Raw genomic sequence first — 13,413 nt, 5'->3', positions numbered from 1 at the left:
AGGATACATTATATGAACTGGAAAAAGAGTTTGTCAATAGTAGGCACATTAATAATGGTAGTCGGGCAAAACATTGCTGGAGTTACTGCATTTGCTGAAACAATTAGCAATCAAGAGTCTATTGTCGAAGATATTTATTTTGAAAAAGATAATACTAAAATATCAGAAATTACTTTAGAACAAGGAAAAGAAGAAACTATTACTTTTGTTGATGAAAATAAAGAAGATGAAGAGGCAATAGTAACTTTACCAGAATCGACAAAGTTAAATCTAACAGAAACTAATTTGCAATTAGGTGATGCAAGTATTGTAAATTATAATGAAGATACAAATCAAGTAAAAATTGCATTCAAAAATAAAGAACAAAATATCAAACGGACAAATCTGATATTGGTTACAAGTGATACAGTGGAAAACAACCAAGCACGCATGTACGCACAGGTTATAAGGCAAGATAGTCAAACCTATATGTCTAAACCAGTAATAATTACAACAACTACAAGTTCAGAAAATAATAAACAACAAGAAGAAACACAAAAGAATGAAGAAGACGGAGAATCTGCCCAGCAAAGTTCTACAAATAGTGAATCTAGTAATTCATTAGATATTAATAGTTTAAATAAAGAGCAAAAAAATGAAGTGGAAAATAATTCTAATGTAGATTCTACGGAATCCACTTCTGTGAAAAAAGAACTACAGGATAAAGAAGAATCCAAAATAAAAAGAGTCATTGAAAGTAGATCAAATATAGATGCTAATATTCCTACACCCCCTGCTTCTAGTACCAACATATTAGATTATTTTAATGTACCCAATTTAGGGAATGCTAGTAATGCGGCCTCTGTGAATGATGATTATCCTCAGTCTGTAACTATAAATCCTAATAGCACTGGACAGTTTGGCGTAATGTGGGCTAATACTGTTATTGACTTAACAAATGATTTTGATATGTCTGCCTATGTGTATATGTATAATCCTATCAATCCAGAGAAACATGGAGACGGTTTAAATTTTGTTCTTCAAAATGATTCAAATGAAAATAAAGCATATGGACAAACAGGATGGGGAATTGGTACGTATGGCACTTCGAGCGAAGCCAAGATAAAAAATGCTTTAGCTTTCGAGATGGATACTTATTACAATGGGAGCGGTTCTGAATTAGGTATTGATGTTATAGGCGATGGCCAAACGCAAAATTTACAAAAAGTAAATTACAATGGGCATATCGCCGTTTTAGAAACCAATAAAGATGTCAGTTCAGATTATGCTAGTGCTTCAGGTATTGATACTGGACATGGTGGTAATTTTGGGCAAATGACACATAACAATGTGCAGTATGGGACAGATACCAACCCAGTATTTGGAAACAAATGGAAAAACTTCAAAGTTCATTGGGATTCTGCTAATCAAATAATTACTTACGAGTTAGAAGGATTTAATCCTACAAATTATCATGTAAGTGATTTAAATCAAACGTTTGGCGGAAAACTGGTTAGGTTTGGCTTTACAGGATCAACAGGATCAAGTACAGAATATAACCTAGTATCATTTAATCAATTACCAGTAGCACCGGTTACTGTTTTCTATAAGGACATTGATACAAATGAAGAGATAGCAGATTCGGAACTATTAACAGGTAAATTAGGAGATTCTTGGAAAAGCGAACAAAAAGATATTGACCAGTATGAGTTTGTAAAAGTAGATAAAAAAACAGAAGGTTCCTTTACTCAAACAGCCCAAGAAGTAACATATTTCTACAGAAAACTTCTACCAAAAGTAGAAGTAAAAAAATCAGTAGATAAAGAAACTGCTAAAGTAGGCGATGAACTAACATATACAATTACAGCGAAAAATAGTGGTGAGGGTAATTGGAATGGCACGATCACCGATAAAATTCCGATGGAATATGTGAATTTGGTAAGTGGAACAACAACCGTAAATGGTGAAAAAGTAGAAGATAATGATGTCTGGAAAGACAATGTATTAAATGTAAAACAAACAATTAAAGCTGGAGAAAGTGTCACAATTACGTTTAAAGTAAAAATAATCAAAGCAGCAGAAGGTCAAACGATTGCGAACGTGGCAGAAACAGATGATCCAAACGTACCACCAACTCCACCAGCGGAAACAAAAGTACCAAAAGTAGAGTTAACAAAAACAGCTGACAAAGCTAACGCCAAAGTAGGCGAAGAAATCACCTATACAATCACAGCGAAAAATAGTGGGAATGGCGATTGGGAAAATGGTACAATCACCGATAAAATTCCGACGGAATATGTGAACTTGGTAAGTGGAACAACAACCGTAAATGGTGGAAAAGTAGAAGATAATAATGTCTGGAAAGACAATGTATTAAATGTAAAACAAACAATTAAAGCTGGAGAAAGTGTCACAATTACGTTTAAAGTAAAAACAATCAAAGCAGCAGAAGGTCAAACGATTGCGAATGTGGCAGAAACAGATGATCCAAACGTACCACCAACTCCACCAGCGGAAACAAAAGTACCAAAAGTAGAGTTAACAAAAACAGCTGACAAAGCTAACGCCAAAGTAGGCGAAGAAATCACCTATACAATCACAGCGAAAAATAGTGGGAATGGCGATTGGGAAAATGGTACAATCACCGATAAAATTCCGACGGAATATGTGAACTTGATAAGTGGAACAACAACCGTAAATGGTGAAAAAGTAGAAGATAATAATGTCTGGAAAGACAATGTATTAAATGTAAAACAAACAATTAAAGCTGGAGAAAGTGTCACAATTACGTTTAAAGTAAAAACAATCAAAGCAGCAGAAGGTCAAACGATTGCGAATGTGGCAGAAACAGATGATCCAAACGTACCACCAACTCCACCAGCGGAAACAAAAGTACCAAAAGTAGAGTTAACAAAAACAGCTGACAAAGCTAACGCCAAAGTAGGCGAAGAAATCACCTATACAATCACAGCGAAAAATAGTGGGAATGGCGATTGGGAAAATGGTACAATCACCGATAAAATTCCGACGGAATATGTGAACTTGGTAAGTGGAACAACAACCGTAAATGGTGAAAAAGTAGAAGATAATAATGTCTGGAAAGACAATGTATTAAATGTAAAACAAACAATTAAAGCTGGAGAAAGTGTCACAATTACGTTTAAAGTAAAAACAATCAAAGCAGCAGAAGGTCAAACGATTGCGAATGTGGCAGAAACAGATGATCCAAACGTACCACCAACTCCACCAGCGGAAACAAAAGTACCAAAAGTAGAGTTAACAAAAACAGCTGACAAAGCTAACGCCAAAGTAGGCGAAGAAATCACCTATACAATCACAGCGAAAAATAGTGGGAATGGCGATTGGGAAAATGGTACAATCACCGATAAAATTCCGACGGAATATGTGAACTTGGTAAGTGGAACAACAACCGTAAATGGTGAAAAAGTAGAAGATAATAATGTCTGGAAAGACAATGTATTAAATGTAAAACAAACAATTAAAGCTGGAGAAAGTGTCACAATTACGTTTAAAGTAAAAACAATCAAAGCAGCAGAAGGTCAAACGATTGCGAATGTGGCAGAAACAGATGATCCAAACGTACCACCAACTCCACCAGCGGAAACAAAAGTACCAAAAGTAGAGTTAACAAAAACAGCTGACAAAGCTAACGCCAAAGTAGGCGAAGAAATCACCTATACAATCACAGCGAAAAATAGTGGGAATGGCGATTGGGAAAATGGTACAATCACCGATAAAATTCCGACGGAATATGTGAACTTGATAAGTGGAACAACAACCGTAAATGGTGAAAAAGTAGAAGATAATAATGTCTGGAAAGACAATGTATTAAATGTAAAACAAACAATTAAAGCTGGAGAAAGTGTCACAATTACGTTTAAAGTAAAAACAATCAAAGCAGCAGAAGGTCAAACGATTGCGAATGTGGCAGAAACAGATGATCCAAACGTACCACCAACTCCACCAGCGGAAACAAAAGTACCAAAAGTAGAGTTAACAAAAACAGCTGACAAAGCTAACGCCAAAGTAGGCGAAGAAATCACCTATACAATCACAGCGAAAAATAGTGGGAATGGCGATTGGGAAAATGGTACAATCACCGATAAAATTCCGACGGAATATGTGAACTTGGTAAGTGGAACAACAACCGTAAATGGTGAAAAAGTAGAAGATAATAATGTCTGGAAAGACAATGTATTAAATGTAAAACAAACAATTAAAGCTGGAGAAAGTGTCACAATTACGTTTAAAGTAAAAACAATCAAAGCAGCAGAAGGTCAAACGATTGCGAACGTGGCAGAAACAGATGATCCAAACGTACCACCAACTCCACCAGCGGAAACAAAAGTACCAAAAGTAGAGTTAACAAAAACAGCTGACAAAGCTAACGCCAAAGTAGGCGAAGAAATCACCTATACAATCACAGCGAAAAATAGTGGGAATGGCGATTGGGAAAATGGTACAATCACCGATAAAATTCCGACGGAATATGTGAACTTGGTAAGTGGAACAACAACCGTAAATGGTGAAAAAGTAGAAGATAATGATGTCTGGAAAGACAATGTATTAAATGTAAAACAAACAATTAAAGCTGGAGAAAGTGTCACAATTACGTTTAAAGTAAAAACAATCAAAGCAGCAGAAGGTCAAACGATTGCGAACGTGGCAGAAACAGATGATCCAAACGTACCACCAACTCCACCAGCGGAAACAAAAGTACCAAAAGTAGAGTTAACAAAAACAGCTGACAAAGCTAACGCCAAAGTAGGCGAAGAAATCACCTATACAATCACAGCGAAAAATAGTGGGAATGGCGATTGGGAAAATGGCACAATCACCGATAAAATTCCGACGGAATATGTGAACTTGGTAAGTGGAACAACAACCGTAAATGGTGAAAAAGTAGAAGATAATGATGTCTGGAAAGACAATGTATTAAATGTAAAACAAACAATTAAAGCTGGGGAAAGTGTCACAATTACGTTTAAAGTAAAAACAATCAAAGCAGCAGAAGGTCAAACGATTGCGAATGTGGCAGAAACAGATGATCCAAACGTACCACCAACTCCACCAGCGGAAACAAAAGTACCTATCGAACCTACTATTCATAAGAATATAGAAGGTGTACAGAAGTTAGTACTAAAGAATAATAAACAGAAATTTAATTGGAATATTACTGTTTCTTTTGGAACCAATACTATGAATTGGAAACAAGCTTCCATTACAGACTCAGTAAATAATTTATTAGACATTGTGGAAGTTACAGTAGTAGATGAAAATGGTAAAGATGTGACTGGGAACGGTACATTAAGTACAGAAAACAACGAAGTTGTTTTTGAAATTAATAAAAAAGATGATAGCTATACTTATTTAGCAGGTCATACGTATACCATGACAATTACCACAAAAATCAAAGGTAGTGTAACGGATGAAGAGTTGGCTCCATATATCAAAGATGGTGGAATACCAAACCAAGCAGATTTAAACTTTGGTAATGAAGGAGATAAAAAGCATTCAGAAATACCTACAATAGTTCCATCAAAAGGGACGCCTCCAGAAAAAACTAATACTCCAAGCAATCAAAATGATAAAGGTAATCTTACTCCTTCAAAAGGTATTTTCCCACATACTGGAGAAAATCAAATGCTAAGTAATATATTACTCGTTGTAGGGACAGGTATTTTAATAATCCTTACAGTATATTATATTCTTAAAAAAAGACGAATCGAATAGTTAATTTGTAGTATAGTTAGAACAGTTTGCATTACTTGATAGTATACAAGCTGTTCTAATGCTTATTAAGGGTAGGTTGTATAGTATGAAACTAAATTTTGATGAAATTAAAGAGATTTTGTTATGTTATCCAGAGGGAATATCTTTAGATGACTTACTTATAATTATGGATATGGATGTTATTAACCAAAATCGTATAAATGTAATAAGTATTTTAAAATGGCATGATGAAATAGAAAAAGTATACACAACTGAATTTGGAAGAATAAAAACGGAATATAAACTAATTTTTGATTAAAAATATTTTACATCGTAGATCATTAAAAAGGTGTAAAGCATATTTTCTATTTTTTAATAGAGAATATGCTTTATTCTATTTATTAATCTTCTGGAAAGTAGCCATTTTCTAAGATCATGTCAGAAAAAGTGTGAGTATTGCTATTAATCTTAGGAATATCTATGTAGTAATGTGTGACTTCATGCATTTTAGTAAAATTTTTTCGTTCTAACATTAATTCTTTATTAGTTGTAATAATAACTTCATTGTACACTTTAGAAGTTGAACCAAGCATTCGTCTTCTAAGCTGTTTTTGAAAAGTATATTCAACAAATTCAACGTCTTCAACTTCTTTTATTAATTCGTTTGAAAGATTAAATACTTCAAAATAGAGTTCTTTACTAATAAAATCCACCAACAACAGTCCAATCAATCTTTTTTGTTATGTTCCTTTTTTTCTTTTGCTTTTTTTATAAGAAAATCCTGAAAATCAATTAATTCTTCTTCTAGTTCTTCTATGTCATCAATGTCCATATTAGAAGTATTTAAACGAAAATGTGAGATAATGTTTTGACCTGTACCGTTTGAATCTTCTGATGGTAAGGAAGGGTTCTTAGTTCTACCTTGTAGTAGAAAGAGTGATTTTGACAGATTTTGCTTATGCGCAAAGGTTTTAGTTCAGTAGAATTGATTAAAAATGGCTTGAAATTATACAAACTGTGATAAAGATGTGATAATTTTATTACAAGAAGTAACTTTTAGTAGTTTAAAAAAACATTTTTATTTTTAGAAGAGAAGCAGGTATAAATTAAACATACATAAGTTTTAAATTCTATGAATAAATAAGTACAAATTTCCTTCTGTTTTTTAGTGATAAAATATGATTTGAAAAGTATTAATAATTAGAAAGGGTAGAATAAATTATGGAAAAAAAGCAAATAAATACATTAGTGAAGCAGTTAAGAATGGATTTTGGATTAAAGAAAAAAGAAGCAAGAACAGGAGTAATGGAAGCAGCAGCATATTCACGTCTTGAGAATGGAAAAAAATCGATAGATTTTACAACTTTACTTGCTATATTGAGTAATCTAAATGACAGGTTATCATGAACCTTGTCAAGTTATGTTTTTTAGCTAGTAAGAAGAATTGCATAAAGAGAGAAAGGCAGTCAGCTGTTGACTGTTTATTTTTGTATAAAAATTAGTGAAAGAAGGAAATTATTTTGGCAAATAGAATTCAAGAAATTGCATTAAGTGATAAAAATTTAGGAAGTAAAATTAAAGCTGTTTATAAAACAGAACGTGATATTTATGTAAATGGGGCACCTGTTCGTGGTCGTGTGTTTACCGCTTCAAGCGAAAAGCAACGTGATTTTGAAATTTTTGTTCCTCATTTGCGAAACTCACAAATGTTGAATGGCCGTGAAGAAGTAAAATTAATTGATCCAGTAGCACGAATCAATGTAAAACGGAATAACATTGGTAATAGCCGCTCAATTGACATGGTAGTTTATGCAAAACGTTTAGAAGTAGTTGGAGGTAATAAATAAATAGATAAGAGTTTAAATGTGTATAGAGATAAAAATAGATGTGAATTTAGTGTTTGAGTTAAAAAGATATATGTAAATGTCCAATTGTATTAATAAATTAGTATAGGACGTAAATTGAAATCATTTATAATCTATATATAATGAATTGAAAAAGATAGCTAAATTTTTCGAAGTTAAATAGTGGATTAGTTTTGGCTCAACAATTATAATATATTAATAATTATTATTTTTTTAAATTTAAAAATGGAAACGAGGATTAAAAATTTGTAGTAAAAAAACTAATAGAGCCTCGCACGATAAATACAAATCTTTTTTTCAGAAAAGAATATGATTTGTGGGTAATTATTATAATAAGAAAAGATTATATTGAATTTCCATTTTATATAGAATGTAATTGTGGACAATTAGCGGAAATAGTTCCTCATAAATATAAAGAATATGAATGTTCAAGATGTGGATGTTATTTTAAACGAGTAGTAGGAGGGTATATAGAAATAAAAAAAATGTCAAGTTTTTAAATGTATGACTATAGTAGTTTATGGTGTATAAGAGTGAGTAATTTTAAAAAGGAGGGTATAGTATGATACATCAATATTTAAAAATTTTTATTTTAAGTGCAATTGTATTTTTAGTTTTTGATTTATTTTGGTTATTGGTGGTTTCAAAAAGGATGTACCAACAATTTATTGGTCATTTAATGGGAGATGTGCGTATATTTCCAGCAATTATTTTTTATGTAATTTATGTTGTTGGGGTAACAGTTTTTGTTTTGATTCCTGGGATAGAACGAAATCATTTAGGTTATCTATTATTATCTGGCGCTTTTTTTGGTTTTGTTTGTTATGCAACATACGATTTAACTAATTTAGCTACATTAAAAAATTGGCCAGTCTTAATGACTGTTATCGATCTTATCTGGGGAAGCTTTGTGACTATGGCTACAGTAGGGATTGTTTATTTTATAAATCTCAAGTTTTTTGAAGGGTCAGGTATATAATGATAACGTTGGAAAAATACCGTCTTATGAAAAGTATATTTTGCGGTGCGGAATTAGTTATAGAGAATAAAGAAGAGTTAAACAAAATAAATGTTTTTCCAGTAGCTGATGGAGATACTGGAAGCAATTTAGCCTCTTTGATGCATTCGATATTAAATAATGTAGCACCTCAACCTGATTCAATACAGAGCTTATTAAGTGATATTTCAGAGGCTGCTCTAATTGGAGCAAGGGGAAACTCAGGTTTGATTTTTGCGCAATATTTAAATGCTTTAGCAGAAAATTATTCCAAGGTTGATAATTCAACGAGTAACTTTGTGAATTCTCTTAAAGCAGCATCATTAAAAGCATATGAAGCTGTTATGGATCCTAAAGAAGGAACTATTCTTTCTGTTATTAGATTATGGTCTGACACATTAGAAAAAGAGTTTTTTAAAACAAAATCTTTTTCAGAGGCGCTTGTGAAAGCCCTTCAAGTGACAGAGAGAGCAGTTGAAGATACAAAATTTCAATTATCTGTATTGAAAAAAAATAATTTAGTGGATTCTGGAGCAAAGGGATTTTATTATTTTATTTTTGGATTTACAAAGGAGTACTGTGAAAAAAAAGAAAATTTTTATGATTCGAATCCTTATCTTGTAAGCACAGGAGTAAATAAAAACTTATTGCATAGAATAACGGATAAACCAGAATATCGTTTCTGTGCAGAATTTATTTTAAACGAAGTGCAAATCACAACAGAAGATATGCGAAAAAGATTAAAATATCAAGGAGATTCTTTAATTGTAATTGGTAATCAAAAGAAATCTAAAATTCATATTCATACAAATTCACCAAAAAATGTATTAAAAATCCTAGAAAAATTTGGAGAAGTTACTTATCAAAAAGTAGATGATATGTTAATGCAATATTTAGTTACAAAAAAAAGAAAATCTCCTATTGCAATTGTGACTGATTCTATTGCAGATTTACCAAGTAGTTATCTTCTGGAACATCAAGTACATTGCTTACCCATCAATATACTAAGTGATAACCAAGTTTTTTTAGATAAGCTAACTTTAGATGCAAAATTAATTAAAGAGAAGATAGTAAATAAGCAAAATCTTAGTACAGCACAACCTACCATTCCATCCGTGGATGCATTACTTTCTTTTTTGGAAGATAAATATGAACATGTATTAGTTTTAACCGTTTCTTCAGAACTCAGTGGAACATATCAATTAATTGCGCAGAGAATAAAAGAAATGGGATTATCAGAAAAATGGATCAAGCTGATAGATTCTAAAACTAATTCTGTAGCTCAAGGACTTTTAGTGAAGAGGGCGGTATCACTAATTGAAAAAAATATTGAATTTGAAATTATAGTTAAAAAATTGAAGAATCTTCGCTCAAAAACATTTATTTATGTTGCTGTGGCAGACTTAGAGCCGATGATTCAATCCGGTAGAATACCTCAAAAATTAGGAAGAGTATTAAAGAAGCTATCAGTTGTTCCAATCGTTAGTTTAGATAAATCTGGTCGGGGCGTTTTAAAGGGAATTTATTTAAACCAGAAACATAGTACTAACAAAATTACAAAAATAATTTCTGGTTTAGTAGAAAAGCATGAATTAGAAGAAGTAGCAATTGCGCATGTTTCTTCTTATGAAAATGCGAAAATGCTTTCGGATAAAGTTGAAATAATAACAGGTAAACCATGCGATGTCATAGATAGTTCTGCAGCAATAGCTATTAGTGCGGGTATAGGTAGCATTGCAATTGCGGGTATAAAGAAGGAGGAAAACGAATGATTTATTTAACAATTGGAATAGTGTTATTAATATATTTTTTAATATGGTTTGCAATTTCAACTTATAAGAAAAATTATGGATTGGTAGATATTGCATGGGGAGGAGGATTTGTTGTTGTCGCATGGACATGTTATTTAAAAACAGGAGTACATTCTAATCAGTCAATAATTATTTTAGCGTTAGTAACTATATGGGGCATTAGGTTGATTTGGCATTTAGCAAGAAGAAATTGGAATAAGCCCGAAGATTATCGGTACGTAAACATGAGAAAACGTTGGGGGAACCATTATGTTTATTTAAAAGCTTTTCTGAATGTATTTTTGTTACAAGGCATATTACTGTGTATTATTGCATTACCTGTGATTCAAGCATTTTTTAATAGAGAAACTACTTTTAAATGGTGGCAATATTTAGGTATAATTATCTGGATAATAGGTTTCGTTTTTGAGTTTTTAGGAGATTATCAATTAGAGAAGTTCAAAAAAAATCCTGAAAACAAGGGGAAATTATTAACTACAGGATTGTGGTCCTTAACACGCCATCCTAATTATTTTGGTGAGGCAACCAGTTGGTGGGGGATTTTCCTTTTATCTATGAGTAGTATAAATGAAATTTGGCTGATTGTAAGCCCGCTTGTTATTACGTTATTATTGCTTTTCGTTTCTGGTGTTCCGTTATTGGAGGAAAAATATAAAGATCGTTTAGATTTTCAAGAATATGCAGAACGAACTGCTAAATTTTTTCCTTTTATTGGGAAAAAAGGAGTATAAGTTTTTTAACTTATTTTTCTAATTTTTATAGGGTTAATAGTTGTTAGATAAATAAATTAATTATATAATTGATTTTAAGATTAAGGGTCAGTAGCTCACTTGGGAGATAGTGCAGGTTCAAATCCTGCTTGGCCCATTAAAAACAATAGATTTCTGTGATGATTTTTTTGATTTTAAGTAGTATATTATTTTTATTGCATTTAACTTAATAGAAATTAAAAGGTAAGTAAGGCATATTATAAGAAATAAAAAGCAGTCTCCCCGAAAGGATTTCTTTAAGAAAGAGATCCTTTCGGGGAGACTGCTTTTTATTATTTACGCCCAAGATAAATCTTTAAAAGTATATTCAATAGTTAAATTAGTCTCTTTCAAAACGCCTGATGTTAATTCAGGGTCATTAGCAACTAATTCGTAATCTCCCCATGCTAGACGTTCACCCGTGTTTATGGAATAACATTCATAGGTTATTTTTGAATAAACAGTATATTCTGAACCAACATTAGTTGATATTGTTTCGTCTGATATAGTGGTGTCTTTATCAATTTCTTCAGTTTTTAATATATTACCTGTTTTGTCATAATAGGTTACCTTATAAAAATTAGGTTTAATATATCCTCTATCCGTAGCGTTGATAAAACCTGACTGTTTTAAGGTTATGTTTCCTAGAACAGGTTCTTTTTTATAAATAAATACTACAGTTTGAGCTTCATTCAAATAAGTACCCGTAATAGAACCCTGAACAGTATCAAAAGTATACCCCTCAAAAGTCTTTTTGTTCGCAGTGTAAGAATCACCAATAGCACCAGTCAAAATAATATCATCAGATAATTTATTGCCGTCTGTATCTTGATAACTAACAGTTACAGTGCTTGTTGGTATAGGATTTTTTTCAAAAATAAAAGTAACAGTTTGTGGGGTTTCTTCAAATTTACCAGATATATTTCCTATAACATTTTTGAAAGTATATCCCTCAAAAATCTTTTTGTCCGCAGTGTAAGAATCACCAATAGCACCAGTCAAAGTAATATCATCAGATAATTTATTGCCGTCTGTATCTTGATAACTAGCAGTTACAGTACTTGTAGGTATAGGACTTTTTTCAAAAATAAAAGTAACAGTTTGTGGGGCTTCTGTAAAGCTACCAGATGTATTTCCTATAACATTTTTGAAAGTGTACCCCTCAAAAGATTTTTGTTCGGCGGCATAAGAATCACCAATATTTCCTTTTAAAATAATATCTTTAGAAAGAGTATCCCCATTAGAATCTTTATATTTTACAATAACCTGACCTTCTTTTACAAAAGGCTTATTGTCGTTTGAATACGTGTGAAGATAACCAATATATTTATATCCTGCCAAATCTACATTTGGAGTATAATTAGATCCTTTAGTTAGTATAGTTGAGTCAACAGTTGGTAGTATACCTTCATCTGCGTGTGCCTCATCATAATTGGTAAAGAAATTGCTTCCGCCTAAAACAATTAATAATGATAGAAAAGTTTTTAAATGTTTCCTTTTCCAAATTAATAAAAACAATACTAAAACTAATACGGAAAAACCAAGTAGTGAAATTAATATATTATTTTTCATAGCTCCAGTTTTTGGTAAAGTGTTTGAAGAAGTCTTACTTATTTTTTGAGGTAATTCTAACTTAGTATTATTTGTGGGTAGTATTGAATTAGTAGCAGAATCTGCTTTTTTAAAAACTAACTTAAAATTTTCTTTGTCATGAGTGACAGAACTAGTAGGTACTTTTTCAATAAGATTTTCTTGTTCAATTGAGGTTAAATTATCGTATAACGTGTATTCTGTAGTAACAAGTGAATTATTACCTGAAGCGTGTACATTTGTAAAAGATATACCGAAAGATAACGTAGTGAATATAAAGGTAAGAAATACAACTTTAAAAAAATTATTACGCATAATAATCGTCCTTTCTATTTTAATTTATTGTATTTAGAGAAGTATAGCATATTGTGAACAAAATGTGAAAAAATAAATCTGTTATTTTTTTGGTGTAAAAATCTTTTTTTAAAATATTTAATATAATTACACTTGTTATTTTAAGTTTGTTATTTTTAAATAATTAGCATGTAAAATGTTTAAATTCACAAATAATTCACAATGTAATTTTTAATCTTTATTCTTTTATTTTAAAACAGATTTTGATAAGAGATAAACTGAAACTGTAAAAGGAAATTCAAAAAAAGTAAGAGCAATTTTTTACAGTATTATTTGCATTAATTGGTTACTTTAAAGTAACTAATTGATAGCTTGAACAATAACTAATAAAATTA

At 31.4% G+C, this 13,413-nt stretch carries 8 protein-coding genes and 2 pseudogenes; 7 read left to right on the top strand and 3 right to left on the bottom strand.

Annotated elements, in window-relative coordinates; all coding sequences use genetic code 11:
* Positions 1-54: 54 nt before the first annotated feature.
* Together IGL36_RS11695 and IGL36_RS11690 are read left to right on the top strand one after the other, a co-directional pair.
* Entirely contained in the window at positions 55-5,733 is a 5,679-nt protein-coding gene (locus tag IGL36_RS11695) for an isopeptide-forming domain-containing fimbrial protein (protein ID WP_430598921.1), read from the top strand.
* A gap of 85 nt (positions 5,734-5,818) precedes the next feature.
* Positions 5,819-6,031, top strand: coding sequence for a hypothetical protein (locus tag IGL36_RS11690; protein ID WP_015543579.1), 213 nt, complete (start codon positions 5,819-5,821; stop codon positions 6,029-6,031).
* 85 nt (positions 6,032-6,116) lie between these two features.
* Here the strand turns inward: IGL36_RS11690 and IGL36_RS11685 are convergent.
* Together IGL36_RS11685 and IGL36_RS11680 are read right to left on the bottom strand one after the other, a co-directional pair.
* Positions 6,117-6,443: pseudogene (locus IGL36_RS11685) on the bottom strand (ImmA/IrrE family metallo-endopeptidase); the annotation flags it as partial.
* Positions 6,440-6,586 (bottom strand): annotated as a pseudogene (locus IGL36_RS11680) (helix-turn-helix domain-containing protein); the annotation flags it as partial. The pseudogenes IGL36_RS11685 and IGL36_RS11680, both read right to left, overlap by 4 nt.
* Positions 6,587-6,933: 347 nt before the next feature.
* On the opposite strand from IGL36_RS11680, the gene IGL36_RS11675 reads away from it, so the two are divergent.
* The 5 genes from IGL36_RS11675 to IGL36_RS11655 all read left to right on the top strand — a co-directional run bounded on the left by IGL36_RS11675 (position 6,934) and on the right by IGL36_RS11655 (position 11,116).
* Positions 6,934-7,119: a helix-turn-helix domain-containing protein gene (locus tag IGL36_RS11675; RefSeq protein WP_142477214.1), complete on the top strand. Its 186-nt coding sequence runs from the start codon at positions 6,934-6,936 to the stop codon at positions 7,117-7,119.
* Positions 7,120-7,232: 113 nt separating this feature from the next.
* Positions 7,233-7,559 (top strand): hypothetical protein, encoded by a 327-nt coding sequence (locus IGL36_RS11670; protein WP_002365226.1) that lies wholly within the window; start codon positions 7,233-7,235, stop codon positions 7,557-7,559.
* Positions 7,560-8,142: 583 nt separating this feature from the next.
* Positions 8,143-8,556, top strand: coding sequence for a DUF2177 family protein (locus IGL36_RS11665; RefSeq protein ID WP_142477127.1), 414 nt, complete (start codon positions 8,143-8,145; stop codon positions 8,554-8,556).
* 26 nt (positions 8,557-8,582) lie between these two features.
* Positions 8,583-10,346, top strand: coding sequence for a DegV family protein (locus tag IGL36_RS11660; protein ID WP_430609055.1), 1,764 nt, complete (start codon positions 8,583-8,585; stop codon positions 10,344-10,346).
* The gene (locus IGL36_RS11655) at positions 10,343-11,116 is read left to right on the top strand and encodes a DUF1295 domain-containing protein (protein WP_174113029.1); all 774 of its coding nucleotides are present in this window, start codon (positions 10,343-10,345) and stop codon (positions 11,114-11,116) included. The genes IGL36_RS11660 and IGL36_RS11655 overlap by 4 nt, the downstream gene beginning before the upstream one ends.
* Positions 11,117-11,431: 315 nt before the next feature.
* On the opposite strand, the gene IGL36_RS11650 is transcribed toward IGL36_RS11655, so the two are convergent.
* The gene (locus tag IGL36_RS11650) at positions 11,432-13,039 is read right to left on the bottom strand and encodes a MucBP domain-containing protein (protein WP_142477124.1); all 1,608 of its coding nucleotides are present in this window, start codon (positions 13,037-13,039) and stop codon (positions 11,432-11,434) included.
* Between the last annotated feature and the right edge of the window lie 374 nt (positions 13,040-13,413).

The sequence above is a fragment of the Enterococcus sp. AZ011 genome (assembly GCF_050548355.1).
Lineage (GTDB): Bacteria > Bacillota > Bacilli > Lactobacillales > Enterococcaceae > Enterococcus > Enterococcus faecalis.
This window is presented reverse-complemented; position numbering and strand designations above follow the sequence as displayed.

Coding starts and splice junctions, on each gene's coding strand:
- IGL36_RS11695 (WP_430598921.1), top strand. CDS start 55: ATGGTAGTCGGGCAAAACATTGCTGGAGTTACTGCATTTGCTGAAACA.
- IGL36_RS11690 (WP_015543579.1), top strand. CDS start 5,819: ATGAAACTAAATTTTGATGAAATTAAAGAGATTTTGTTATGTTATCCA.
- IGL36_RS11675 (WP_142477214.1), top strand. CDS start 6,934: ATGGAAAAAAAGCAAATAAATACATTAGTGAAGCAGTTAAGAATGGAT.
- IGL36_RS11660 (WP_430609055.1), top strand. CDS start 8,583: ATGAAAAGTATATTTTGCGGTGCGGAATTAGTTATAGAGAATAAAGAA.
- IGL36_RS11655 (WP_174113029.1), top strand. CDS start 10,343: ATGATTTATTTAACAATTGGAATAGTGTTATTAATATATTTTTTAATA.
- IGL36_RS11650 (WP_142477124.1), bottom strand. CDS start 13,039: ATGCGTAATAATTTTTTTAAAGTTGTATTTCTTACCTTTATATTCACT.